The following is a 25,867-nucleotide window of genomic DNA, read 5'->3' as shown; positions in this document are numbered from 1 at the left end:
GTCGAGGTTTGAGCGGGCACTTGTTGCGCATTTCTAATTGTCTAGCTCACGCCCCGCCCTTCGAGTCGCTTCAAAATTTTGAATAAAGGCAAAGACCGCCTTTATTACAATTCTTCCAGCGCTTTTCAGGGCTTGAGTTGGCGTCTGCGCATTTCTTATTGTCTAGCTCCGACGCCCAGCCCTTCGAGTCGCTTCAGAATTGTGAATAAAGGCAAGGACCGCCTTTATTACAATTCTTCCAGCGCTTTTCAGGGCTTGAGTGGGCGTCTGCGCATTTCTACATGTGTATAGCCTTTCCATCTACAGCGAGTGCTGCTTCTCCCATTACTTCACTAAGTGTTGGGTGTGGGTGGATCGTATGGGCAATTTCCCAAGGAGTCGCATCTAGAACCATTGCTAATCCAGCTTCTGAAATCATATCAGTTACATGTGGTCCAATCATATGAACACCTAAAATATCGTTTGTCTTTTTGTCTGCAACAATTTTCACAAACCCATCTGTTTCACCGTAAACAAGTGCTTTACCAATCGCTTTAAATGAGAATTTACCAACCTTCACATCATAACCTTGTTCCTTTGCTTGCAGTTCCGTTATCCCAACGCTTGAGGCTTCAGGATTAGAATAGATACAACGGGAAACTAATGTGTAGTCAATTGGGGAAATATCGTTACCTGCAATATGTTCGAGTGCGGTAATTCCTTCATGACTTGCCACATGAGCTAGCTGAAGTCCGCCAATAACATCTCCAATTGCATAAATATGAGATTCTTTGGTTTGGAATGTTTCGGAGACTTGGATAAATCCTTTTTCTACAACGATATCAGTATTTTCAATGCCAATACCTTCAACATTTGCTTGTCTGCCGACAGATACTAACATTTTTTCGGCTGCAAAGATTTTCGTTTCACCATTTATTTCAGCAGAAATTTTCACTTCATTTTCTTTTGTTTCCAGAGTTTCTGGCAATACTTTTGCACTTGTGACAAATGTTATTCCTTTTTTAGTTAACAGCTTTTGCATTTCTTTCGAGATATCCTGATCTTCTGTCGGTATAATACGATCTGCATACTCGACAACTGTTACCTCAACTCCAAAATCGTTTAGCATCGATGCCCATTCGATACCAATAACTCCTCCACCTACTATTAAAATAGATCTTGGTAGCTCGGTAATCGCTAAAGCTTCATCTGAACTCATGACAAATTGTCCATCAAACGTTAATCCAGGTAATGTGCGTGGTCTAGAGCCAGTAGCGATTACTACATTTTTAGGTATAAGCATTTCATTTTCTTCACCATTGTTCATCTCTACTGATATAGTTCCACCTGGAGAAGGTGAAAAGATGGATGGACCCAACATTCTTCCAGTGCCTTCGTATACATCTATTTTTCCTTTTTTCATCAAGCCTTGCACACCTTGATGTAATTGGTTAACGATCGATTCCTTGCGTGACTGTACACGACTAAAATCGAGTGTTACCTCTCCCGTGTTTACACCGAAGTCTGCCGCATGATTTTTAGTAGTGGCATACACTTCTGCACTGCGAAGTAATGCTTTGCTCGGAATACACCCTTTATGTAAGCAAGTCCCGCCTAAATTTCCTTTTTCAATGATTGCTGTTTTTAATCCGAGTTGAGCGGAACGTATAGCAGCAACATATCCACCGGTACCGCCGCCTATAATAACTACATCATAATTTTTTGACAACTTCCACATCTCCTTCAATTTTCATCTAAGAAGGCCGCTTTACTATAAAAGAAAGACGGCCACTTTAGTTTAATAGATGAAATTAGTTGTACTCTTAACGTCCGTTTAAGATATGTTTACCATTTTGTAGGAATTGACTACGAGATTTACTAACTCGTGCAATACGTTCCTCTGCCAAACGGTCAGCAGCAACATATGATGGAATGCCATCACGTTTGGAAATTTCAAAGATACGTTCAATTTTATCGTAAATAGTCGCAACGCGTTTCATCGCACGTTCTGCATTGTAGCCATATAATTCATCTGCTACATTAATAACTCCACCTGAGTTAATAACATAATCTGGTGCATAGACAAGACCCATTTCATGGATTAAATCTCCGTGTGCTGTATCGCGTAATTGGTTGTTTGCTGAACCAGCAATTACTTTTGCTTTTAGTTGTGGAATTGTGTTGTCATTGATAATTGCACCTAAAGCACATGGAGCAAAAATATCAGCTTCTACAGAGTAAATATCGTTTACATCCACTTGAACTGCTCCAAAAGCATTTATTGCACGGTCAACCGAAGCTTGGTTAATATCAGCAACGAATAGCTTAGCGCCTTCTTTGTGTAAGTATTCGCAAAGTGTGTATGCAACATTTCCTACACCTTGTACTGCTACTGTTTTGCCTTCTAAAGAATCAGAGCCAAATGCTTCTTTAGCGGCTGCTTTCATCCCTACGTATACTCCGTAAGCTGTTACCGGTGATGGATTTCCTGAAGAACCAAATGCTTCTGAAATACCAGTTACATAGTTAGTTTCTTCATGGATTAAATCCATATCCGCAACAGTGGTTCCAACATCCTCTGCTGTAATATAACGACCATTTAACCCTTGGATGAAACGACCAAAAGCACGGAACATCTCTTCATTTTTATCCTTTAATGGATCTCCAATTATTACAGTTTTACCGCCACCAAGGTTTAGACCAGCTGCAGCATTTTTATAAGTCATACCTTTTGCAAGACGCAATGCATCTTCAATCGCTTCTTCTTCAGTTGCATAGTTCCACATACGAGTCCCACCAAGTGCTGGACCTAAAGTTGTATCGTGAATTGCTATTATTGCTTTTAAACCTGAAGTTTTGTCTTGGCAAAAAACTAATTGCTCGTAATCGTAAGTTTCCATATATTTAAAGATTTCCATGTGTAGTTCCTCCTAGTAGTTAAATGGGCCAGACTTATCTATTCAATACCCCTATTGTTTGAAGTGCTCCCATTTATGCTAAATGATATTTTTCTAATTTGTAATATAATGTGCGAAGTGAAATGTTAAGCTGTTTGGCAGTTCGTGATTTGTTTCCCCCAGAAACCTTTAATGCCTGTGCCAGCACTTTCTTTTCCATTTCATCCATTTGTTCTGCTAGCGTGCCAAGTGAAATTTCTCCCGTGTCTTCACTTGGCAAAACGAGCATCGACTTCGGTAGATGATGCTCTTCTACTATTCGATCATGTGGCTGTAAAAAAATCATGGAACGACTGATGATATTCTCTAGTTCTCTTACGTTCCCTGGCCAATCATATAGTAGTAAGCTATTCATCGCTTCTTCTGAAAAGCCTTCAATATTTCGACCAAATTCTTGGTTCAATCGCACAAGTAAGTGCTCAGCAATTGCCGGAATATCCTGCTTACGAGTTCGTAAGGAAGGTATATGTATCGGCATTCGATTCAATTGATAATAAAAATCTTCTCTAAACGTACCTTCTCGCATTGCTTTTTCGAGGTTCAAGCTACTGGATGCGATAATACGCACATCTACAGGAATAGCTGTCGACCCGTCCACACGAATAATGGTATTTTCTCTCAGAACACGTAATAGCTTTGCCTGTGTTTTTTTCGAAAGCTCCCCAACTTCGTCCAAGAAAATAGTTCCATGCGTTGCCTGTTCGAAAATCCCAGACTGGATAAATCCGTCCTTTTCCGTTCCAAACAGCTGTGCTTCTAACAATTGCTCTTCCATTGAGCTACAATTTACACGAAGAAACGGATGACCTGATCGATTGCTTTCACAGTGAATAGCAAGGGCAAATAAGTCTTTCCCAGCTCCGACCTCTCCCCTTAAAAGAACCGTTACTGGAACGCTTGCTGCTAGTCTCGCTTGCTCAATAGTGAAATTTATTTCGTTTGATGTGCCGACAATATCTTCAAAGCTGTAAGTTGCGCCTAGCGTTCTGATAAGCGTGCGTGCATGATCTAATTCTCGCATCAAACCTCGCATTTCGGTCATATCGTGAATCACACCCACACTACCTTTTAGCTGTTGGTTTACGATGATAGGCGCGACATTGACAATCACATCTTTTTTTTGTTTTCCTACTCGCAGATTAACACCACGAATCGGTTTGCGTGTTTGCAACACTTTTAAGTGGATACTTTCCCCTTCCGAAATATCCGCTGTCGCAGGTTGACCTATTACTTCTGCTTCACTAAATCCAGTTATTCTCGTGTAGGCTGGATTAATAAGAATACCTTTCCCTTCTTCATCAACAACGGAAATAGCATCATCGCTTGAATGGATAATAGCCTCTAACATTTTTTGGATTTCAGTTAGATTTGTAATTTCTTCAGCTAGTCGAACTACTTCGGAAATATCCATGAAAACTGCAAATGCCCCAACGGATTTTCCTTCTTCATTAATCATCGGATAGCGCGAGGTGACAATTTTGGTACCGCTTTCAAGAATAAGTTCTTTGTTTAGTTCGACACACCCGGTATCGAATACTCTTGGTAATTCACTTGTAGCAATCACTTCATGCACATGCTTTCCAATGGCATCTTGTCTTGCTATTTGCGTCATTTTTTCTGCACTATTATTAAAAAGATTCACGATACCTTGATCATCAATACCAATCATACCTTCTTCAATCGAATCAAAGATTAACTCCTGCATCATCGTTTTGTGATCAATAATGTTTATATACTTATTTTTCTCTTCTAAAAGTGAAACAAGTAAGTTAGCAATCTCGCCCGGTATTAATACCGCAGTGGCAGGTCTATTTGCAAGAAGCTCATGAAAAACCTCTTTGTCTCCCGTAACATCAATGATGATCTGAATATCATCATGTAGGAGAGGCTTCCACTCTTTATACGTAGGAATATTTAATTCTTTTGCAAGTTTTAACCCGGGGGCTTTTTCATCAATGTCACAAATGGCTTTTACTTTAAGGTAATTAGCCTGTTGTATCAATTTCAAAAGTGCATATCCACCATTACCTGCGCCTACTATAATTATATTTTGCAAGAATATGCACACCCCCATTAATCATCTGCAACTTATTGCACTTCTCATTTATCATAACGCAAGTTTCATTCGTTGACAATCATATTGTTGATAGTAAAATTAAATTAGTCAGAACAGGAGTGAAAAAAATGGCTCGTTTAGCGGCTTTAATCGTGTTATTAATTCCTGGAATTTTAGCAGCATTTGGAATTAAATTAATGAGAGATACTTTTTTCGGATTGCAAATCCTCCCAATTGGTGGTTTGGCCATCCAATTTATAAGCGGATTACTATTTACGGTTTTAGGCTTAGGCTTCTTTGCAGGATTCTTATTGAATCGTGATCGTAAAAATGGAAAAGTAGCTCCACGATTTCAAAAGAAAAAAGACGTAGACTTATAACAGTCAGCGTCTTTTTTGTATCCGTCCAGACTCCAGCACCTAGCCCTTCGAGTCACTTTAGAATTGGGGGCCGCACGAGGCGTGTCAGTCAGTCGTTGCGAAATGTTTTTTATTTTGCGACGAGCTTTGTCAGGGCTATCATAAGCGCTTACGCATTTGTTGTTGTAAAACTTTTTCGGGGTAATCCGTGATCCAGCCAATCACTGATTCATGTGGATTTTGAATATATTTTTCATTGCCCTTTATGTTATAAAAGCGCATTGGAAAACCAGCATCCCATACTTTTTTCATCAAATCGGTATCGTAAAATTTTTTATTGAAATGAATAGCGTCAATTTCTTTAATGGACAATACATAATCCCAATCGGAATTTTTTTTGCCGATAAAAGCGGTTTGGGCTCCTATTTTCATAGTATGAATCGTTTGGAGCACACTAAACTCGAAAGAGGAAAAGTGAACGTCGGAAATAATAGAAGCTTTTTCTACCACTTCTTGAATTTTTTCATTTTTACCAAGGAAAGATTCCTTCAGTTCGACATTTAGCTTGATCCCTAATGGCGCAACAAATTGGATGAATTCATCAAAGGTGACTACTCTTGAATAGAAAAATTTGCGGTAGAACACTCGCCCTAGCTTCAACTGCAATACTTCCTCCGCAAGCATATCTGTAATTCTCCGTTTATTTCCCGCCAATCGGAAAAAGTCAATGTCATGTGTAACAAATGGTACGCCATCAGCCGAAAGCTGTAGGTCTAGTTCAATCCCGTCTACACCTAGCTTCACAGCCCTTTTAAACGCCTTCATAGAATTTTCCACAGTTTTGAGTGCAGCTCCTCGATGAGCATACACAGGTAGATTAGACATTTAACTCCCCATTTTCCAATTTAAATTTCCCTTTTGTTGGTTTCGTAAGGTAGGAAGACTTGTTACCAATTTGGATAACTGTTCCTGGGTTTGCTTCTCTCGTAATATTGATAAAATAATCTGTTGTTTGCCTAAGCATTTTCAATATACGCTGAATCTCCTGATCTAGCTCTTTAGCATCACGTTGAATGGCATTATATTTTTGTTTCGTTTGCTCATAAACAGCTACTTGTTGAACATTCATAGAACTTTTGAATTGATTTAACTGGCTTAAGGTAAAATTCAGCTTCGTTGATTCTTCCTGTAATTTCATCATTTCTTGTGCTTTAGTTTTTGCGTTTTCCGTTAAAATTTTACGGTCAATTCCTTGCACGATCAATTCTGTTTTACGTTCTGAATTATTCCCCGAATAAGCAGATGTGATGGAATTAATAGCAATCGCTTTTCCTCCAATTATTTTGCCTTTGCGTTCATCTAAAAATAATTGATCACAGAAAATTGTCGCCCCTAACGAATAGAATCCAATATGAATATTATCTTTTGCTTCTAGTGTACATTCGTTTGCATGTTTTACAAATATATTATGATGTGCCTCAACGTTTGTGATGCCTTTGCCAAAGATTCCACCCTTAATGAACACATCACCCTCGGTTGATTTTATAAGTTCAGCTGCATGCACACCTTCGTTGGATTCAATCGATATATCACCAGAAGCTACTATCGAATAACCAGCCATGACAGTACCTCTTACTTGGATAGAACCGTCGAATTTCAAATTACCAGTCTCAAGCCCAACATCCCCATCGATGATAAGATGCTTTTGCACAGTAAGTATTCCATTCACTTCTCCTATTACCCCTTTGGTTTTTGAGCGAAGGACAGTTTTGCCTTCCTCTTCCACTTCATAGGCTGATTTTGTGTCATATTTTAACGGGAAGTCATCGCCTATAGGTGCAGGTACCAATTCACCTAAGATATTCTTTCCTGGTGTCCCTTGCTGAGGAGGTATTTTTTCGCCTAACCAAGAGCCTTCATTTATCTCTACTAGAAAGTTCATGTCAAAATAATCTGCTTTACCATCTTCATTGATCACTGGTGTCTTTTCCGCTTGTTGTAAGTATGTAATTTTAGCATCAGGACCTTTTTCGGGTGGTAGTCCTTTTGCAATTATGTATGATTTACCTGTTTTAATGGAGGTTAAATCTAATGGTTGCTGACCAAATATAATTCCATTATCTGAAAGTATTTTGTGTATATTTTGTTGGAGACTTTCTAAATTTTCTTTAACAAAGTTTTGTGATTCATAAATAGTAAGTAATGCCTGCATTTTATCATTGCTAATTTCTAATTCCATACTATCAAGCCAAGTACCCAGCTCAATCGGATCCTTAGAACCACTTTCCACCGCTTTTTTCACAGTCATAAAATTGGATATTTTAAGTCTTGGATGATTGCTAGCCAGTAAATCCACTTTCTTTAGATTATAACGATCGCTTTTTATAGTCAGGAATACTCGTCCATTTTCTTCAGAAAGTATTATTTCATCATTCTCAATGATTGTCATCACTTTAAACACTTCCTCTCATCAATTATTATACTCACTATTAAAAATAGTGTGAAATAAATTTTGATTTCAAAGAGATTTTCGATATTAATACCTAATCTGTACTATCATTAAACAATGATGTGTAAAGTAAAACAGATATATAGTCTTGCATCAAATCTAATTTAGAGGGTATAAAGTAACCTTAAAGATAAAAATAAATAGACCTACTCTTTGATAGAATAGGCCTTAACTATATTTTACGACCAGCGCTTGAGCTATTGTTCCTAGTAACAATTAGCTAGCCATATTCTCCATACGAATCTTGTCTGCGATCATTGCGATGAACTCACTATTAGTAGGTTTTGATTTTAAGTGGTGCACAGTGTATCCAAACAATTTAGAAATAGTTTCGTAGTTTCCGCGGTTCCAAGCTACTTCGATTGCATGACGTATTGCTCGTTCTACACGAGATGGTGTCGTTTGAAACTTTTTAGCTATTTCTGGATATAAAACTTTCGTAATGGAACCAAGTAATTCAATATCGCTATAAACCATTTGGATAGCTTCTCGTAGGTAGGAGTATCCTTTAATATGCGCAGGTACACCAATTTCTTTAATAACATTCGTAATAGTATTGTCGATGAAGCGCTTACTTTGCAATGCTTCTTTTTCTGGATTCGCTTTAACAGGCTCTTCTTGAACAAAGCCTTTTTTACCAGCAACCTGTTTAATCTGTGTTACTAAGCGTTCAAATTCAAAAGGTTTTAGCATAAAGTAGGATGCCCCTAAGTCTACAGCTTGTTTCATAACATCTTCTTGTCCAAAAGCAGTGAGCATAATTACCTGAATATCCTTTAGTTTGTCGTCTTTTTGTAGATTATCTAAAACCGCGATTCCGTCTAAATGCGGCATTATAATGTCGAGTAGTAATACATCCGGTTGAATATTCTCCAGTAGGTCTAAACAAAGCTTACCGTTTGCTGCTGTACCAATTATTTCAATTTCGGGATGCTGATCGAAATATGACCCCATCGTACGAATCAAGTCTTTGTTATCATCCACAATTGCAATTTTTATCTTTTCCATTTTATCATCCACCTTTTGTAATTTTTCACTTAGATACTATTCTCTTTAATCTTCCTATATCCTTCATTCTTTTTAAAAATAAGGCTTTTAGAATACGGTTTCGTTAGGTTGCGACAAATTTTCGAAAATTACAACATCTTTGTCGAATAATCTTTATACCATATTATACCTAAAAAGCAAAAAAAGATAGACCCAAAATCGGGTCTATCCTAATTGTTAATTATGGACTCTTTTTCATCATTTCCGTAATTGCTAAAGCTGCACCGTTTTCTGGTTTATCCACATACATATGAGTTACAACACCGACAAGTTTATCTTTTTGAATAATCGGACTGCCACTCATACCTTGTAAAATACCGCCCGTCTTCTCGATGAGCTTTTTGTCAGTTACGGTAAATTGAAATATATGATCTTCAACTGAAGAAATTTCTATTGTGAAATCCTGTACTTTTTCACCATCGATGGAGGTCCGCATAATTGCTTTACCTGTCATTATTTCTTCTTGATCTACAATTTCTAGCTTCTGCTTCGATATATTTTCTAATGCACTATTGTCTAATTTTCCAAAAACACCGTATACATTATTTTCGTTTACTCCTCCAATTGGTAACGTGTTCGATTTATGGGAGGTTATTTTGTAGCCTGGTTTTCCTGGCATACTTTTCTTTATTTGCTCAATGGAGGACAAATAAATGGAGCCCTCCGAGAATTTTGGAGTAATACCTGATTGCTGGTCTACAATTTGATGTCCTAAAGCACCAAATTCTTTCGTAATCGGATCAAAATAAGTCAACGTGCCAATACCTTCTGTAGCATCTCTCAAAAAAGGAAGTAATTTTATCATTTGATTGGGACTAATATTTTTCGTATACATTTCTTTTTTATGCTCATACTGGATAGTAATTTGTGCACTGTCTTTCATATGACTTTTTACGTCATTTAAATTTGTCACTGGTCGTTTATTAATCAAGTGAATCGAATCACCTGTTCGCAACCATTCATCATTTGAAAGTAAAACATCACTGCTTACAAAAACCGAACCGTATTGTAAATCAATTTGAATGGACTGCCCAAGTGGTATGACTGAAGTCTGCTCTGCCAAAACTGAATTGTTCGCGAAGAATAAGGTAAAGAAGAGTAGTGGCATTAGCGACCATTTACGATAGTTTTTCTTCATATTTCACCTCCCTATATTGATACTATGTCCTACAAAATGTCGGCTATGAGAGGTAAATAATTGATAATAAAAAAGACCTTTTAAAAAAAGGTCTTCACAAATTTCTTATAATTTTTTTTCGATTTTTCGCTATTTTCAAAAGCTCTTTCGAATGCTGTAGTGTCGTGCTGGTAATTTCTTCACCAGACATCATCCGACTAAGTTCTTCTGCTCGTTTATCATTTTGTACCTCTTCTAAAACGGTAAATGTTCGATTTCCACTTACCTCTTTTTTAATCATTAAGTGTTGATCGGCCATTGCAGCAACCTGAGGTAAATGCGATATACAAAGCACTTGAGAATTAGAAGCAATGCCAGCAATTTTTTCTGCTATTGATTGGGCAACTCGTCCACTTACTCCAGTATCAACCTCATCAAAAATAATGGATGTTATGCCTTGATGCTTAGAGAAGATACTTTTAAGTGCAAGCATCATCCGGGAGAGTTCTCCACCGGAAGCAATTTTCGTTAATGGCTTCATCGGTTCCCCAACATTCGTTGAAATATAAAAAGATAAATCGTCTAAACCATTTTCATTGTAAACCGGGGTAACTGCATCATAAAACATAACAGAGAAAGTTGCCTTTTCCATATATAATTCCTGAAGCTGCTCCATAATTGCCACACTTAAAAGTTTAGCGGCTTTTTTACGCTTATCGGTTAAATCTGTAGCCTCTAGTTCTAAATCAATTTCAATTTGACGTATTTTTTCTGACATTTTTTGAATTTGCTCATCTCGGTTTACTAGTTGATCTAAGCTGTATTGAATCTCATCCTTGTAGCTTAAAATTTCCTCAATGGATGAACCATATTTTCGTTTTAACGTTTGGATAGTTGCTAAACGATCTTCGACTATTTGTAGCTGGTTATTATCGAATTCCATTTCATCTAAATCATTTTTGAGCTGATAAGCAGCATCTTGTAGTATGTAAAATGCGGATGAGACATTTTCACTAAGTTCTTTCATATCTTTATCCACTTCAGCTATATCTTGGAGATCAGCCATTGCAGCACCTATATAATCTAAACCTTTAGATTCAGATAATATCGCATCATAAGCCGTACTCATTTTGTCGAAAACTTTATGGAAATTTTGTAATTTCTTTTTCTGTTCCTGTAGTTGCTCCTCTTCCCCAATAACTAGGTTCGATTCCGCAATTTCCTCTACTTGAAAAGTGTACAGATCAATCTTATGGGCAATCTGTTGTTCGTTCTCAGATAATTTATCCAGTTCTCTTTTCCACTTTTTATACTGCTTATAAAGATCTTGATAAGAATCTTTCACTTCTTTTAAACTATTTCCTGCGAATTGATCCAATAAATGAATATGGGCTTTGTCGTCCATCAGTTCTTGGCTTTCATGCTGCCCGTGAATATCTATTAAAGAAGCACCAATTTCTCTTAAAATACCAATAGTTACAAGCTTCCCATTTACTCTACAAACACTTTTACCAGATTGGTTAATATCTCTTCTTAAAATAACAGATTCGTCTTCCATATCGATACCGACGTCTTCCAGCTTTTTTACAACACCGTGTTGTGGACTCGGAATGAGGAACAGACCCTCTAATTCAGCCTTTTTTGCGCCATGTCGGATGAATTCATGTGATCCTCTACCGCCACATAACAAATGCACAGCATCAATAATAATAGACTTTCCTGCTCCTGTTTCTCCTGTTAGAACCGTTAGTCCTTCCTCAAAGCTTACGGTCAATTCATCGATAATGGCAAAGTTTTTTATCGTTAGTTCCTTTAACAATAGCTTTCACCTCACTTTAAAGCATTTCAAGTAAACGATTTTTAATAACCAGACTATCTTTTTCCTCCCTGCAAAGGATTAAACAAGTGTCGTCTCCACAAATAGTACCTAATATTTCGGTCCAATCTAAGTAATCGATCAAAGAACCGATTGCATGAGCATTACCAGGTAACGTTTTCATCACTAAGAAATGGCTGGCTCCATCAATACTAACGAATGCGTCGGATAGAGCTCTTCGTAATTTTTGAATCGGATTAAAGCGTTGATCAGCAGGTAAACTATATTTATAATTACCATTTGGCAACGGTACTTTCACTAGATGTAGTTCCTTAATATCTCTCGAAACCGTAGCTTGTGTGACATTATATCCTGCATTTTTTAGAAAATCGACTAAATCGTCCTGTGTTTCAATTTCATGCTTAGCAATAATATCTCTTATGCGAATATGTCTCTGTCCCTTATTCATCTCGGGTCCACCTCTTTGTATATTTATACTGTTTACTTTATACAATAGCATTGGATTGAAAAAGTAACAAGAAAAAAGCGACTCTTTAGAAGAGCCGCAAGTTATTTTAGTAATTCATGTGCTTCGTTCACTAGTTTTGTAAAATCGATCTGATGCGGTGGAAACTCTTCCCCCACAATATTCTTAAGATGAAATAAAAACTCGATATTTCCCTCTCCTCCTGTTATAGGAGAGAAAGAAGCATTTTTTAGCTGAAAATGCTGATTTTCTGCAAATTGAGCAATTTCCTTCAGCACATCTATATGTACTGCTTTATCTCTTACAACGCCTTTTTTTCCTACGCGATCTTTGCCTGCCTCAAACTGAGGTTTCACAAGTGCAATGACATCACCATTAGGCACTAAAATTGTTTTTAAAGTCGGAAAAATAAGCTTTAACGAAATAAACGATACATCAATCGATACAAAAGAAGGTAAGCCCTCTAAAAAGTCTGCAGGTGTTGAGTATCTAAAATTCGTTTTTTCCATAACAGTTACACGAGCATCCTGCCTAATTTTCCAAGCCAACTGATTGCTTCCTACATCTAAAGCATAGGCATGCTTGACTCCGTTTTGTAAACCACAGTCCGTAAATCCGCCAGTAGAAGAACCGATATCAAGCATAATTCTGTCTTCGATCTGCAAGTCGAATTGTTCTAATGCTTTTTCAAGCTTTAGTCCGCCTCGGCTTACATATTTTAAGACCTGACCTTTTACAACTAAAACAGAAGTTACTTCCACCTTTTCTCCAGGTTTATCAATACGTTCTTCATTTTTGTAAATAAGCCCTGCCATAATAGCACGCTTAGCTTTTTCTCTCGTGTCGAATAATCCTTGTTCGACTAATAATACATCAACACGTTCTTTCGGTATTTTTGTCATGATGGAATATACCTAGATGATTCTTTTATTTTTCTATTTACTACTTCTACAACTTCATCTGAAGTAATATGAATTTCTTCTAGTAATTGATTTACCTCACCATGTTCGATAAAGATATCTGGAATACCTATACGATGAACATTTGCTGGTAGGTCATTCTCATTGTAGAACTCTATTACTGCACTACCGAAGCCACCTTGAAGCGCACTCTCTTCCAAAGTAATGATTGGAATATTACGTGCCTGTAAATCTTTCAGCATTTCTGCATCCAATGGCTTGATAAAACGTGCATTGATCACTTCAGCTGAAATATTCTGTTGTGCAAGTAATTCTGCAGCTTGCATAGCCATTGGAATTGTCGTTCCAAATGTCAGAATGGCTGCCTGTGTGCCTTCTTTTAGTACTTCCCACGAACCAATTGGAATAGTTTTCAATTCCTCATCCATTGGAACACCAAGACCATTTCCTCTTGGATAACGAAGTGCTATTGGACCATCGGAATATTCGAATGCTGTGTTTACCATATGCTGCCCTTCATTTTCATCTTTTGGCATCATAATAACCATATTCGGCATATGACGTAAGAATGAAATATCAAATACACCTTGATGTGTTTCTCCATCTGCTCCAACTAAACCAGCTCGGTCAATAGCAATAACAACATTTAGATTTTGTCGACAAATATCATGAAGCACTTGATCGTAAGCACGCTGAAGGAATGTTGAATAAATTACAAGCATTGGTTTCATACCGTCTGCAGCCATGCCAGCAGCCATTGTTGTAGCATGCTGTTCAGCGATACCTACATCGAACATGCGATTCGGAAATTCGGAAGCGAACCCCTCTAGTTTGGAGCCGACTGGCATTGCCGGAGTAATTGCAACAATGCGTTTATCTGTTCGTGCAAGTTTTCTCGCAGTTTCCGCAACCAGTGCACTCCAAGACGGACCTTTGGAAGATGATTTCACTAAATCACCAGTTTCCATTTTATATGGCCCAGTTCCATGCCAAGTGCCTATCTTGTCAAGTTCTGCAGGTTTAAAACCCTTCCCTTTTTTCGTTATAACATGTAAAAGTACTGGACCCTTCATCTTCTTCGCATATTGGAGGTTTTCCTCTAATGCTTCAAAGTCGTGACCGTCGATTGGACCAAGATAAGTAAATCCTAATTCTTCAAAAAACGCACCTGAGACGAGTAAATACTTTAGACTATCCTTTACTCGCTCGGCCGTACCTGCAAGCTTTCCACCGACTGCCGGAATTTTCTTAAGCAAAGATTCTAGTTCATCTTTTGCTTTATTATAAGTTCCATGCGTACGCAATCTACCTAGTACATTGTGGAGAGCTCCAACATTCGGCGCGATAGACATTTCGTTGTCATTTAAAATAACCGTCATATCCGTTTTTTCATGCCCAATATGATTCAGAGCTTCTAATGCCATACCACCTGTAAGTGCACCGTCTCCAATTATTGGCACCACATAATTTTTTTTGTTTTGCAGATCACGAGCCTTTGCCATACCCATTGCAGCTGATAGAGAAGTTGAGCTATGGCCAGCTTCCCATACATCATGTTCACTCTCAATACGCTTTGGAAAGCCACATAATCCTTTAAATTGACGAAGCGTGTTAAATTGACTCGCACGTCCCGTTAAAATTTTATGAACATATGCTTGATGCCCAACATCCCATAGAAACTTATCGTCTGGGCTATTGAATGATTTATGCAAAGCAATTGTTAGTTCCACTACACCTAAGTTAGGTCCAATATGCCCACCTGTTACAGCTAAATTTTCTATTAAAAACGATCGAATATCTTCACTAAGTTCCTTTAATTGTTCATTATCTAAACTTTTTAAAAAGGATGGGCTAGAAATTGAAGTTAAATCCATTGCCATCACACACCTTCTATTAGATTTCCTTCTTTACAACTAGTTAATATCATAGCAATAATTGTATAAAAAACAAACAATTCGGTCCTATTTTGACCTTTTTGTAATATAATCGGCAAACTCTACTAGTAAGCCTTTATGCATTTGAACAGTTTCTAATGCTTGAAACGCTTGGTTATATTGATTTTGAAGTTCAGTTTTTGCACCTTCCATCGTTAATATAGATGGATATGTATTTTTTTCACTTATTAAGTCTTTACCAGCTGTTTTCCCCAATTGTTCCGATGTGCCTTCTACGTCTAGAATGTCATCTTGAATTTGGAAAGCAAGACCAATGTGAAAAGCATATTTTTCTAATGCAGTCTTTTTTTCTTCCGAGGCATTTGCAATAATTGCTCCAGCTAAAATACTGTACGACAAAAGTGCACCTGTTTTGTTTACATGTACCTGTTCTAGTTGCGCAAGGGTTAAGGTTTGACCTTCTCCGAGCATATCTAAAACTTGCCCGCCAACCATTCCTTCTGCACCAGCAGAAAAACTTAACTGATCAATTAATGCTATTTTTAGTTCTGGAGAAATATTCGAAAGTCTAGCAATTATACCAAAAGCAAGCGTAATGAGGGCATCTCCCGCTAATATCGCAAGAGCTTCGCCAAATACTTTATGGTTAGTTGGCTTTCCACGACGTAAATCATCGTTATCCATTGCCGGTAAATCATCATGGATGAGCGAATAAGTGTGAATCATTTCTATTGTACTTGCGACAATAATGGCATCTTCATTTCTTACATCAAGCTCTTCTAAAACGGCAAGTGTATAAAGGGGTCTAATTCTTTTTCCGCCAGCTTGAAGTGAATAAAGCATTGCTTCTTTTAATTGCTGAGGTGCGTTTATATCTTTTATAAGATCATGTAATGTCTTTTCAATACGTGGCTGATTGGTTTGTATAAATGAATTCAGTAGATTAGTCATTAGGCTCACCAGCATCCTCTTTGTTTTCATCCATAAAAGTCACTAATTGTTTTTCAGCACTTTGAAGCTTGTCACTGCAAACTTTGGAAAGCTCCATACCTTTTTGATAGAGCTCGATAGCACTTTCTAAAGGTACATCCCCCTGTTCCAGCTGTCGAACAATATTTTCTAATTGCAGCATTGCTTCATCGAATAGAATTTCCTTCTTAGTCATTAATATTAGTCCCCACTTTCTTTCACATCAACTCGCCTTACGATAGCTTCTAATTGACCATCTTGTAATGTAACAAATATCGAATCATCTTTTTTTACATTTTCAATGGATTTAACTAGTTTACCCTCTTTGTATACAATACTGTACCCACGATCCATTATCTTTAATGGATTCAAAGCTTCTAATGTCCGTATAGAACTAACAAATTGCTGACGATTTTTTTCAAATGTCGCTAGTGACGCTTGGTTCAATTGATTAGTTACTAACTGAACAGTTTTATGATGCTGATCAATTACTCTTTGTGGAGATAATTGTATAAATCTATTTTGAACCTGTGAAAAATCACGTTGCTTATTTTTAAAAAGAAGGTTGGTTTCTCTTTGTAGCTGCTGCTCTGTACGAACAAACCTTTCAATAAAAGGACGGTATAATTTCTCAGGGGTTGCCATTACAGGGGATTCCATTGCTCGCTTAAATCTGTTTTTTTCATCTGTAAGCCGTTTCGTTATAAAATGAAAGCTTGCCGATTGGTAAGATAAAATATTTTTCATCAGATTTTCTTTGCTAGGTACTGCCATTTCAGCAGCAGCTGTTGGAGTTGGCGCTCTTAAATCCGAAACAAAGTCAGCAATCGTTGTATCTGTTTCATGGCCAACCGCACTGATGATAGGAACGCGACTGTTTGCAATGGCTCTTGCTACAACCTCCTCGTTGAAAGCCCATAAATCCTCGATGGACCCACCACCTCTTCCAACGATTAAGACATCCATATTAACAACCTGGTTGGCTTTTTCAATGGATTTCACAATGGAAGGTGCAGCTTGAGGTCCCTGAACAATACTAGGAAAAACAACTACTTCGGAAATAGGATAGCGCCGTTCGAGTGTCGTCAATATATCTCGTATTGCAGCACCGGTTTTAGAGGTAACAACACCAATCTTTTTAGGGAAGGTTGGTATTGGTTTTTTACGACTTGGATGGAAGAGTCCTTCTTGTTGTAATTTCTTTTTTAATTGTTCGAATGCTAAAAAAAGCTCTCCAATACCATCTGGTTGTATAGTAGAAGCGTATAACTGATATTGTCCAGCTACTTCAAAGACGTTTACATCTCCTCGTACGAGTACATTCATGCCGCTTTCCGGAACAAATTTTAGAGACTTGGCATTCATCGCAAACATTACAGAAGTTATCCGTGCAGCATCATCTTTCAGCGTAAAATAAATATGTCCGCTGGAATGAACCTTCACATTGGAGAGCTCACCTTTAACGTACACATCTCGCAAATGCGTGTCCGCATCAAATTTCCGCTTTATGTATTTGGTTAAGGATTTAACAGTTAAGTACTTATTCGGTTCAGTAGTCAAAAAAACAACCCCATAAATTTAATAAGAAAAATCGGTTAAAAACGCTCGGTCTTTTGCGAACAAAAAATGGATATGCCATTTATTTCTCGGACGCTTTCCGTGGGCACGGCTCGAGCCTGTAGTCTCTCCCTCGTGCTGTCCTACAGGAGTCGCCGACCTGCGCTACAATCAACAATAAGACCTTAGTATAAGTAGGATGTTAGTTGGCGTTGCCACACGAGGCGGCGCTGTTAGAGTTTGTACCCCACCTGAAACGGAAATCATTGGATTATTCGTTCTTACAAGTCCCTTAAACCAAATGTTAATGCGACATTTTATATTCTATCTTACTTATTAAGCGTTTGAGCTGGACTATTATTAGTTCGATAATGTATTTTCAGCAGCTAAACAAGTATTTTCCATAAGCATCGCAATCGTCATTGGACCTACCCCGCCAGGAACTGGAGTAATTTTAGAAGCAACTTCCTGCGCCGATTCAAAATCCACATCTCCGCAAAGCTTGTTATTCTCATCCCGGTTGATACCTACATCAATAACAACTGCCCCTTCTTTTATATAACTAGCATCAATCATTTTAGCTCGTCCAGTTGCTACCACTAAAATATCTGCTTGCTTAGTAAAAGAACGAATATCCTTCGTTTTAGAATGACAGTAAGTAACAGTTGCATCTTTTTGCAACAATAGTTGACCCATTGGTTTTCCTACAATATTACTACGACCAATAATAACCGCATGTTTTCCGGCAATTTCTACATCGCTATATTCGAGTAATTTCATCACTCCAAAAGGTGTACATGGTAGGAATGATTGTTGACCAATCATCATTTTTCCAACACTTTCTGGATGAAAACCATCTACATCCTTCTTTGGTGAAATTGCCGATATTACTCTGTCCTCATCAATTTGAGAAGGCAATGGCAGTTGAACTAAAATGCCATGAATTTTAGCATCTTCGTTAAGTGCCTCTATATTTTTAAGAAGCTCGTCCTCCGAAATAGTTTCGTCTAACTCTATAAGCACAGAATACATACCTAAACGCTCACACGTTTTTGCTTTATTGTTTACATAAGTTTGGGAAGCAGGATTGTTTCCTACTAAAACAACCGCTAATCCTGGAACGACACCTTTAGATTTTAGATTTTCTACTCGTTCTTTTACTTTTTCTGTAACTAATCCCGCAATTTGTTTTCCATCAATTTTATTAATAGACACTATGAACGCTCCTTAAGTCAATGTAGATTATTGCTCTGTATATTTTGATAAAACGCCATTTACGAATCGGCTTGACTTTTCGTCACCAAATACTTTACAAATCTCTAGTGCTTCATTAATTACAACTTTTGCTGGTGTTTCTTCTGTGAAAAGTAATTCAAATACAGCTATTCTTAACACTGTACGTTCAATTTTCGGCAGTCTGGACAGCGACCAATTTTCTAACTTATCTGTTAAAGAAGCATCTATTTCGTCCTTGTGACTCACGACCCCATTCACTACTTGGGTTAAAAAAGAATCTTGTTCTTCCGTAACATGTCCAATAGCTTCTTCTATGGAAAGTTCATGATTATCTAATTGAAATAATGCTTGTAATGCTAATTCTCTCGCTTGTCTTCGTTTCATTATTTAGTTCTCCTTTAAATGTAACTATCTAGACAATCATAGCATATTTTGTTGTTGTATGTGTATTAAGAAAGAGAAAAAAGAGAAAGAGCTACCTAGATAGCTCTTTCTCTTTTATTCTGCTGTATCAAATTGTACACCTGTAATATGTACATTAACTTCTTTTGGCGTTAAGCTCGTCATATTTTCAATAGCTTGACGAATTTGAGACTGTACTTCTCTAGCAACTGTAGGGACGGAGGATCCGTATTTCACTAAGCAATAAACGTCGATAAACAATCCTTCATTATTAATCTCTGTTTTAATACCTTTGCCGTGAACTTTTTTCCCTAAGCGTTCTACCACTCCAGCTGCAAAGTTCCCTCTAGTACCAGCAATACCTTCTACTTCGTTTGTGGCAATACCAGCAATTACGGTAATAACTTCGGGAGCAATTTCTATTGTTCCTAAATATTCTTTTCCTTCAGGAGTCATTTGAACAAACTTCTGTTCAGTAGTTTCTGTCATAATCCTTCACTCCTTGTTATGAATTCATCACATCATATTTCTCTAAGAATTTCGTATCAAAATCACCAGATACAAAAACTTCATGATTCATGAGCTTCGAGTGGAATCCAATCGTTGTTTCGACTCCTTCGATAGCAAATTCACTTAGTGCACGTTTCATCTTAGCGATTGCTTCTTCACGCGTCTCAGCATGGACGATAAGTTTTGCAACCATTGAATCATAGAATGGCGGAATCGTGTAACCTGGATATACAGCTGAATCTACGCGAACTCCTAACCCACCTGGTGGTAAATAAAACTCAACTAGACCTGGAGAAGGCATAAAGTTTTTCGTAGGATTCTCCGCATTGATACGACACTCAATTGCCCATCCATTAAGTTTAATATCTTTTTGTTCGAATGGCAATTTTTCACCTGCAGCTACTAACAGCATCTGTTTAATCAAATCTACACCTGTAATCATTTCTGTGACAGGATGTTCCACTTGAATACGTGTATTCATCTCCATAAAGTAGAATTTTTGTTCTATATGATCAAAGATAAATTCTACTGTACCTGCACTTTCATAACCAACAGCCAGCGCCGCCTTTACAGCAGCTGCTCCCATTTCAGCGCGAAGTTCTTCAGACAATGCAGGAGAAGGTGCCTCCTCCACTAGCTTTTGCATACGACGTTGAACAGTACAATCGCGTTCCCCAAAGTGAACCGCATTTCCGTGACCATCCGCTAAGACTTGAATTTCCACATGACGGAACACTTCAATATATTTTTCTAAATAAACGCCAGGGTTGCCAAATGCTGCTGCCGCTTCTTTTTGCGTTATTTTAATTCCTTTTAGAAGATCTTCCTCATCTTTAGCAACACGGATTCCTTTACCACCGCCACCAGCAGTAGCTTTGATGATAACTGGAAAACCTATTTCTTTAGCTACTTTTAAAGCAGCTTCATCGGTTTCTACAATCCCTTTAGAGCCTGGAACTATTGGAACTCCTGCTTTTTCCATTGTTTCTTTTGCTACATCCTTAATTCCCATACTTTTGATAGCAGAGGAAGACGGTCCGATAAATTTAATATCGCATTCTTCACATAGCTCGGCAAACTCAGCATTTTCTGCTAGGAATCCATAACCAGGATGAATTCCTTCACAGCCTGTTAGTTTAGCTACAGTTATGATATTAGAGAAATTCAAATAGGAATCCTTTGATAGTCTCGGACCAATACAGTATGCTTCATCGGCAATTTGCACATGAAGTGCTTCTCGGTCTGCTTCAGAATATACAGCAACAGTTTCGATATCTAATTCTTTACAAGCACGTATTATGCGGACTGCTATTTCTCCGCGATTGGCGATCAATACTTTTTTCATCATCCTTGCTCCTTTCTTAGTTTCCTTTAACGAGGAACAGAGGTTGACCATACTCAACTAGTTGTCCATCTTTCACAAGTATTTCTATGATTTCTCCATCTACTTCTGCTTCAATCTCATTGAACAGCTTCATCGCTTCTACGATACAAACGATTGAATCTGCCGACACTTTTGAACCAACTTCAACGTATGCAGCTGCCTCAGGAGACGAGGATTGATAGAATGTACCAACCATTGGAGAAACAATTTTGTGTAATGAGCTATCTTCAGCAGTAGGAGCAGCTTTTTCTACAACAGGTTCTTTTGGTGTTTCTTGAACGATCGGTGCTTGCACTTCGACTTGTTTTGGTTGTTCTGCAACAGATGAACTTTCAAACGTTTCACTTGATGAATTGAAAGAACCTTTTTCATTTTTTTTCAACTTAATCTTTGTGCCTTCTGATTCATATAAAAATTCATCTAAAGACGACTGATCGACTAGTTTAATAATTTCTCTTATTTCTTGAATCTTCATGTAGTTTAATCCCCTTTTATTTACAAAATTTATTACTCCATCTTCTATTTTAGACGTTTTCGAGCTAATTTGAAATAGTTAGCCTTAATTATTCTGAAATAATAAAAAAAGGAAGACCAAAAGTTTAAAATAACAAGCCCTGAAAATTTAACCAACCATAAAATTTTTCAGGGGTTTCTATTAGGTTTCCTCAACAGGTGTTTCCCTTACGGCGGATGCTTTCCAGGGGCACGGCTCGAGCCTGTGGTCTCATGCACGCGTTGTTCCCCAGCGAGTCGAGAAACTTCACTTCAAACAACCAGAATATAAAGATTCTAAAGAAAAAACTAGTGCTAAAAAAAATATAATAACCATTTATTTCTTAATTTGAGAAATTTCAATACATAAAATGATATAATCTTTTCAAGAAAATTGAGGAGGTATTTTAAAATGGAGTTCGCAAATTTTACTTTAACTTTTTTGCAAACCTTCGCCGTTTTTTAATATTGTCGCTAATATCTTCATTTTTATTTAAAAAGAAAAAAGCATTAATTTCTACAAATTTCATTTTATTAGTTTTTATCAATTTTTTCGTAATTTCTCAGATTGAATTTTTGCTTTTACTTATGTATTTTGTCTATTTTAGAGAATTATATACATATATAAGATCCATAAAATCTGAATGGAACAGCTTTAAATAGAATTGTAGTATTTCTCATCTTTAAAAGTATGTTGCGCTTAGTTTTCACTGGACATTTTTAATTACTTTATAAAAAAAAGCGCCTTTACAGGCACTTTTTTACCGCTATATATTAAGTATTTTTGAATTTTCCTATAGATTACTGACCACTAAAATTTACTTCTACATTAAAAGCTTGTGGCCACTCACGCTTAACCGCATAGATAATTTCAGATGCTTTTTTAGACGATTGTTCGTTGGAAACAACATCAATCATAACATCACTTTCTTCGATGCGCACCAGTGCATCATCATAGCCAAGAGACTTAATGATCAGTTCCAACATCGCTTCTGTAGAATCAATTTTAACTAGTTGTTCGATTTTGTTATAAGCCTCGTCTTTTTCTTCTGCAGTAAATTCATTGGAACCTACCTTTTGCGTTAATTGTGCACGAAGTTGACTACGTTTGTCAGTTACTTCCATTCTCATTTCTTCAAATGCGTTACTTTTAGAAGCAAATGATTCTTCATTGGTTGAGGACGTTTCTACTAATCCTACATCATCAATCGTGTCATCGGAAAATAGTGCAATTCCATCGAATGGCGATGGTCGATCCGATACATAAAAAACAGTCACTACTGCTACTAAACTAAATAATGTTAAAAACCATACAGATCTCTTTTTGTTCATATTATTTATCCTCCAATTCCATTTCTTCTATCACAATTCGATGTGGAGATATTTGCAATACAGATGACAATGTTTTGATTAAGCTATTTTGTATGCTTTTATCGTTCGCCCCTTCCGCAACTACTAGAATTCCAATCAATTCCTTCTTGTCCTTTTTACTGTCACTTGTCCACTGGAAAAATGAAACATCACTTTCCGCAGCCTGTTCGGAACTATCCTCGTAGTGGAAGTATACTGCAACTTTCCCAACCCCATTGATCTTCTGTAGTATCGAAGTTAGGTTCTCTGTAGTTTCGTTGACTGGAACATCGGTTTCAACAACGCTTCCTTCATCACGAACGAGTAATCCTGAAAAAAGGAGACTAATGAAAAGAACAGCTATACAAATGACAACAAAACGAAAAGTGGGTTTTTGTTTAGATGAGATAGAGAATCACCCTTCTTTTCATGATGGATACAATACTTTATGCAAGACAACCTGTTTATATGAAGAGAAAGGACATAATCCAGAAGATAATCGCTATTTTCACTAGAAATCCTGTAGTTTCCTTATCGGTATGCTCTAGTAAAATAGACAATAACTCCCCAGCTAGAACAATTAAAAATATACCAAAAAGAAGATTCGTAACGATGGTTACTATCCTTTCCCACTTATTAATAGTTTTGCAAACAGCATCGTTAAAATAATGGTAAAGAAAAAAGTAAACGCGATTAAAACAGAAATGATAGAAAGAACAAACAATGTTTTTCCGATATCGTCTATTAATCCACTAATATTGCCATCTACAAAAGGCTCTAAAATAGCCCCAAGCAAACGATATAAGAAAGCAATGAATATTGTTTGGATAGTTGGAATAGCTACCAACATTAACACCGTTATAATTACCGCATTACCTGTTATTACAGATGCGGAGGAAGAAAAATTTTTCATCGTGCTAATGCTTTCCGTCAGCAAAGATCCAACAAACGGAATATTATTTTGTATAAGCCGTTTTACGGTTTCATTGACAGTCCCACTTACGGACCATGTAATCATGCCGTTCACTGACATGAAAATACTGTATAACAGTAGAATAATAGAAGTAGAGCCTATTAAAGTTAATCGGATCAGATCAGACATTTTTGAAAATGAAGTTGGGGGATGTATTCTGCTGATTAAGTCAAATATAAATGCAGCCATAATAGCGGGTATTAAAATTTTCCCAGCTAATATTGTAGTGAAGGATGCAAATAGCATGACAGCTGGATTCCATGCGGTGATTAGAAATGCCCCCCCTGAGGCGGCAATTCCTAATGTTAGAATTGGATATATACCTAAGAAAAGATTGACTAGTTCACTCGTCATCGCCTGAATCATCTGTAATGCTCGAATGGCTGGTTCTAAGCAATAAATACAGATGATTAACATAAATAATAATTTAAAGAGTCTTTTACTCGAAGGTATAAACCACTCAAGGCAAATAAAAGCAAATCCAAATAAAAGCATGTACGAAAAAGTTTGTGCTACCTCTTTAAGGGGCTGCACTAAAGATTGTAATATTTCTTCCATTGCAGTTCATTCCTTCAAGAGAGTAGTCCCAAAAGTGATAAAAACTTGTCATAGAATTGCTTCAAATGATTCAGCCAGACAAGCAACAAAATGACTTTTGTCGTAAAGGTGAATAATGATGCTAGGCTTGTATATTCATAGTCCAAAAGAAGTTCTTCTATTATTTGTGAAAGAAATAATAGTAAGACAGAAAATATGAGTAGTTTAAAGACCGGTAGTAGATTCGTTGGTATGTATGAGGTGTATTGGGAGACAGCAGGAATGATAAATACGGTGAATATATAAGTTAAAAAAAGAAAAATATAAATTGTATAGACAATTGAATGAATGCGAGGATATGTTTCTTTTATTAATTGCAGCAAACAAAATGCTAAAATGATAGTTAGGTAAATGATCATCTGCTAACTCGTCATCATAAGCCATTCTAAGAATGTAGATATTTCATAAAAAAAGAGTTTCAACAGTCGCAATAATTCAATTGTCATATATATATAACCTACAAAAAACAAAAAAAATGCGTATTCCTTTTTACCAGTAGATTCAAAAAACAAGTGAAGAATAGCTATTAATATACCTATACCTGCAACTCGAAGTACATCGTGAAGTTCCACAATGCCTCCCCCTTCCATACAAACAACATATGATGGGAGAAGGGGGAATATGAAAGAAAACTAAGTAAGCTTAAGTAGATAAGAAAAACCGGGCAAAAAGATACCCGATCCTTTAAGAATAAAAGCTTGGATATGCCGTTGATTGTAGCGAAGGTCGGACGCTTTCCGTGGGCACGGCTCGAGCCTGTAGTCTCTCCCTCGTGCTGTCCCACTGGAGTCGCCGACCTGCGCTACAATCAACAACAAACCCTTTATATAGAAAAGTTACATACAATATTGTAAAAATAAGCTGTCTTCTTTCTCTAAACTAATAGTAAAAATTATTAATTAAATTCTGCTTTCTTCATCTATAATTGGATAGCATTAATAATTTCAAAAAGGTTACAAGTAATTTAAGTTAATCACTAAAAATTAATCCAATTTTTTATCCTAGTGATAAGCTATGGCAAATCTTTTCGTGTAGTACTACACATTTTATTGATTGAAGTGAAAGGTGGCGACTCCAGCGGGAAAAGCGTTAGGCGAAGACCCCGGAGCGTAGCGAGGAGGCTGAGGCAACGCCCGCGGAAAGCGTCCACCTGAAACGAAAATCATAGGATTATTCATTCTTACAAGCCCCTTAAACCCAGTTTTCAAAGGATATTTTTATAGAACTTCTAAGTAAAAGAGCCTCACAATTGTGA

24 protein-coding genes are annotated in these 25,867 nt (G+C 37.1%); 1 reads left to right on the top strand and 23 read right to left on the bottom strand.

What is annotated here, in order from left to right:
- Positions 1–277 precede the first annotated feature (277 nt).
- The 3 genes from lpdA to BLR36_RS05450 form a co-directional block, all read right to left on the bottom strand.
- Positions 278–1,708 carry a dihydrolipoyl dehydrogenase gene (gene lpdA / locus BLR36_RS05460; RefSeq protein WP_093060705.1) on the bottom strand — a complete coding sequence of 477 codons (1,431 nt, stop codon included), beginning with the start codon at positions 1,706–1,708 and terminating at the stop codon, positions 278–280.
- Between the two features lie 94 nt (positions 1,709–1,802).
- Positions 1,803–2,897: a branched-chain amino acid dehydrogenase gene (bcd, locus tag BLR36_RS05455; protein ID WP_093060704.1), complete on the bottom strand. Its 1,095-nt coding sequence runs from the start codon at positions 2,895–2,897 to the stop codon at positions 1,803–1,805.
- Between the two features lie 73 nt (positions 2,898–2,970).
- Complete coding sequence (locus tag BLR36_RS05450; RefSeq protein WP_093060703.1) at positions 2,971–4,992, bottom strand: sigma 54-interacting transcriptional regulator; 2,022 nt, start codon at positions 4,990–4,992, stop codon at positions 2,971–2,973.
- 128 nt (positions 4,993–5,120) lie between these two features.
- Between BLR36_RS05450 and BLR36_RS05445 the strand changes: the two genes are divergently transcribed.
- Complete coding sequence (locus BLR36_RS05445; protein WP_093060702.1) at positions 5,121–5,372, top strand: DUF2627 domain-containing protein; 252 nt, start codon at positions 5,121–5,123, stop codon at positions 5,370–5,372.
- Between the two features lie 138 nt (positions 5,373–5,510).
- On the opposite strand, the gene BLR36_RS05440 is transcribed toward BLR36_RS05445, so the two are convergent.
- The 20 genes from BLR36_RS05440 to BLR36_RS05350 all read right to left on the bottom strand — a co-directional run bounded on the left by BLR36_RS05440 (position 5,511) and on the right by BLR36_RS05350 (position 25,184).
- Positions 5,511–6,236 (bottom strand): glycerophosphodiester phosphodiesterase, encoded by a 726-nt coding sequence (locus BLR36_RS05440; RefSeq protein ID WP_093060701.1) that lies wholly within the window; start codon positions 6,234–6,236, stop codon positions 5,511–5,513.
- Positions 6,229–7,800 (bottom strand): DUF342 domain-containing protein, encoded by a 1,572-nt coding sequence (locus tag BLR36_RS05435; RefSeq protein ID WP_093060799.1) that lies wholly within the window; start codon positions 7,798–7,800, stop codon positions 6,229–6,231. The genes BLR36_RS05440 and BLR36_RS05435 overlap by 8 nt, the downstream gene beginning before the upstream one ends.
- A 276-nt stretch (positions 7,801–8,076) precedes the next feature.
- Positions 8,077–8,868, bottom strand: a complete 792-nt coding sequence (gene spo0A, locus BLR36_RS05430) for a sporulation transcription factor Spo0A (RefSeq protein WP_093060700.1) — start codon at positions 8,866–8,868, stop codon at positions 8,077–8,079.
- Between the two features lie 220 nt (positions 8,869–9,088).
- Positions 9,089–10,045: a SpoIVB peptidase S55 domain-containing protein gene (locus BLR36_RS05425; RefSeq protein ID WP_093060699.1), complete on the bottom strand. Its 957-nt coding sequence runs from the start codon at positions 10,043–10,045 to the stop codon at positions 9,089–9,091.
- Positions 10,046–10,139: 94 nt separating this feature from the next.
- A complete protein-coding gene (gene recN, locus BLR36_RS05420; protein WP_093060698.1) occupies positions 10,140–11,843 on the bottom strand; it encodes a DNA repair protein RecN in 1,704 nt (567 codons plus the stop codon).
- Between the two features lie 16 nt (positions 11,844–11,859).
- A complete protein-coding gene (ahrC, locus tag BLR36_RS05415) occupies positions 11,860–12,309 on the bottom strand; it encodes a transcriptional regulator AhrC/ArgR (RefSeq protein ID WP_093060697.1) in 450 nt (149 codons plus the stop codon).
- 101 nt (positions 12,310–12,410) lie between these two features.
- Complete coding sequence (locus BLR36_RS05410) at positions 12,411–13,229, bottom strand: TlyA family RNA methyltransferase (RefSeq protein WP_093060696.1); 819 nt, start codon at positions 13,227–13,229, stop codon at positions 12,411–12,413.
- A complete protein-coding gene (gene dxs, locus BLR36_RS05405) occupies positions 13,226–15,121 on the bottom strand; it encodes a 1-deoxy-D-xylulose-5-phosphate synthase (protein ID WP_093060798.1) in 1,896 nt (631 codons plus the stop codon). The genes BLR36_RS05410 and dxs overlap by 4 nt, the downstream gene beginning before the upstream one ends.
- An 87-nt stretch (positions 15,122–15,208) precedes the next feature.
- A complete protein-coding gene (locus BLR36_RS05400) occupies positions 15,209–16,093 on the bottom strand; it encodes a polyprenyl synthetase family protein (protein ID WP_093060695.1) in 885 nt (294 codons plus the stop codon).
- Positions 16,086–16,307 carry an exodeoxyribonuclease VII small subunit gene (xseB, locus tag BLR36_RS05395; protein WP_093060694.1) on the bottom strand — a complete coding sequence of 74 codons (222 nt, stop codon included), beginning with the start codon at positions 16,305–16,307 and terminating at the stop codon, positions 16,086–16,088. Before xseB ends, BLR36_RS05400 begins: the two co-directional genes overlap by 8 nt.
- Before the next feature lie 5 nt (positions 16,308–16,312).
- The gene (gene xseA / locus BLR36_RS05390; protein ID WP_093060693.1) at positions 16,313–17,671 is read right to left on the bottom strand and encodes an exodeoxyribonuclease VII large subunit; all 1,359 of its coding nucleotides are present in this window, start codon (positions 17,669–17,671) and stop codon (positions 16,313–16,315) included.
- A gap of 357 nt (positions 17,672–18,028) precedes the next feature.
- On the bottom strand, positions 18,029–18,883 hold the full coding sequence (gene folD, locus BLR36_RS05385) for a bifunctional methylenetetrahydrofolate dehydrogenase/methenyltetrahydrofolate cyclohydrolase FolD (protein ID WP_093060692.1): 855 nt from the start codon (positions 18,881–18,883) through the stop codon (positions 18,029–18,031).
- A gap of 27 nt (positions 18,884–18,910) precedes the next feature.
- Positions 18,911–19,288, bottom strand: a complete 378-nt coding sequence (gene nusB / locus BLR36_RS05380) for a transcription antitermination factor NusB (protein ID WP_093060691.1) — start codon at positions 19,286–19,288, stop codon at positions 18,911–18,913.
- Between the two features lie 114 nt (positions 19,289–19,402).
- Entirely contained in the window at positions 19,403–19,795 is a 393-nt protein-coding gene (locus BLR36_RS05375; protein ID WP_093060690.1) for an Asp23/Gls24 family envelope stress response protein, read from the bottom strand.
- Between the two features lie 16 nt (positions 19,796–19,811).
- Complete coding sequence (gene accC, locus BLR36_RS05370; RefSeq protein ID WP_093060689.1) at positions 19,812–21,164, bottom strand: acetyl-CoA carboxylase biotin carboxylase subunit; 1,353 nt, start codon at positions 21,162–21,164, stop codon at positions 19,812–19,814.
- Between the two features lie 13 nt (positions 21,165–21,177).
- Positions 21,178–21,675: an acetyl-CoA carboxylase biotin carboxyl carrier protein gene (gene accB, locus BLR36_RS05365; protein ID WP_093060688.1), complete on the bottom strand. Its 498-nt coding sequence runs from the start codon at positions 21,673–21,675 to the stop codon at positions 21,178–21,180.
- Between the two features lie 818 nt (positions 21,676–22,493).
- Positions 22,494–23,024, bottom strand: a complete 531-nt coding sequence (locus BLR36_RS05360; RefSeq protein ID WP_093060687.1) for a SpoIIIAH-like family protein — start codon at positions 23,022–23,024, stop codon at positions 22,494–22,496.
- A gap of 1 nt (position 23,025) precedes the next feature.
- On the bottom strand, positions 23,026–23,163 hold the full coding sequence (locus BLR36_RS18735; RefSeq protein ID WP_175453972.1) for a hypothetical protein: 138 nt from the start codon (positions 23,161–23,163) through the stop codon (positions 23,026–23,028).
- A 498-nt stretch (positions 23,164–23,661) separates the two neighbouring features.
- Positions 23,662–24,573 carry a stage III sporulation protein AE gene (locus BLR36_RS05355; protein ID WP_093060686.1) on the bottom strand — a complete coding sequence of 304 codons (912 nt, stop codon included), beginning with the start codon at positions 24,571–24,573 and terminating at the stop codon, positions 23,662–23,664.
- Positions 24,574–24,974: 401 nt separating this feature from the next.
- A complete protein-coding gene (locus BLR36_RS05350) occupies positions 24,975–25,184 on the bottom strand; it encodes a SpoIIIAC/SpoIIIAD family protein (RefSeq protein ID WP_093060685.1) in 210 nt (69 codons plus the stop codon).
- Positions 25,185–25,867: the final 683 nt, after the last annotated feature.

This window comes from Psychrobacillus sp. OK028 (assembly GCF_900103605.1).
Taxonomy (GTDB): Bacteria; Bacillota; Bacilli; order Bacillales_A; family Planococcaceae; genus Psychrobacillus.
The sequence above is the reverse complement of the archived record's forward strand: the minus strand, read 5'-3'. Positions and strand labels throughout refer to the sequence as shown.

What these genes read in the sequence shown, in the direction of transcription:
- bcd (WP_093060704.1), bottom strand. Translation starts at nt 2,897, where the DNA reads ATGGAAATCTTTAAATATATGGAAACTTACGATTACGAGCAATTAGTT.
- BLR36_RS05445 (WP_093060702.1), top strand. Translation starts at nt 5,121, where the DNA reads ATGGCTCGTTTAGCGGCTTTAATCGTGTTATTAATTCCTGGAATTTTA.
- BLR36_RS05440 (WP_093060701.1), bottom strand. Translation starts at nt 6,236, where the DNA reads ATGTCTAATCTACCTGTGTATGCTCATCGAGGAGCTGCACTCAAAACT.
- BLR36_RS05435 (WP_093060799.1), bottom strand. Translation starts at nt 7,800, where the DNA reads ATGACAATCATTGAGAATGATGAAATAATACTTTCTGAAGAAAATGGA.
- spo0A (WP_093060700.1), bottom strand. Translation starts at nt 8,868, where the DNA reads ATGGAAAAGATAAAAATTGCAATTGTGGATGATAACAAAGACTTGATT.
- BLR36_RS05425 (WP_093060699.1), bottom strand. Translation starts at nt 10,045, where the DNA reads ATGAAGAAAAACTATCGTAAATGGTCGCTAATGCCACTACTCTTCTTT.
- ahrC (WP_093060697.1), bottom strand. Translation starts at nt 12,309, where the DNA reads ATGAATAAGGGACAGAGACATATTCGCATAAGAGATATTATTGCTAAG.
- BLR36_RS05410 (WP_093060696.1), bottom strand. Translation starts at nt 13,229, where the DNA reads ATGACAAAAATACCGAAAGAACGTGTTGATGTATTATTAGTCGAACAA.
- dxs (WP_093060798.1), bottom strand. Translation starts at nt 15,121, where the DNA reads ATGGATTTAACTTCAATTTCTAGCCCATCCTTTTTAAAAAGTTTAGAT.
- BLR36_RS05400 (WP_093060695.1), bottom strand. Translation starts at nt 16,093, where the DNA reads ATGACTAATCTACTGAATTCATTTATACAAACCAATCAGCCACGTATT.
- xseB (WP_093060694.1), bottom strand. Translation starts at nt 16,307, where the DNA reads ATGACTAAGAAGGAAATTCTATTCGATGAAGCAATGCTGCAATTAGAA.
- nusB (WP_093060691.1), bottom strand. Translation starts at nt 19,288, where the DNA reads ATGAAACGAAGACAAGCGAGAGAATTAGCATTACAAGCATTATTTCAA.
- BLR36_RS05375 (WP_093060690.1), bottom strand. Translation starts at nt 19,795, where the DNA reads ATGACAGAAACTACTGAACAGAAGTTTGTTCAAATGACTCCTGAAGGA.
- accC (WP_093060689.1), bottom strand. Translation starts at nt 21,164, where the DNA reads ATGATGAAAAAAGTATTGATCGCCAATCGCGGAGAAATAGCAGTCCGC.
- accB (WP_093060688.1), bottom strand. Translation starts at nt 21,675, where the DNA reads ATGAAGATTCAAGAAATAAGAGAAATTATTAAACTAGTCGATCAGTCG.
- BLR36_RS05360 (WP_093060687.1), bottom strand. Translation starts at nt 23,024, where the DNA reads ATGAACAAAAAGAGATCTGTATGGTTTTTAACATTATTTAGTTTAGTA.
- BLR36_RS05355 (WP_093060686.1), bottom strand. Translation starts at nt 24,573, where the DNA reads ATGGAAGAAATATTACAATCTTTAGTGCAGCCCCTTAAAGAGGTAGCA.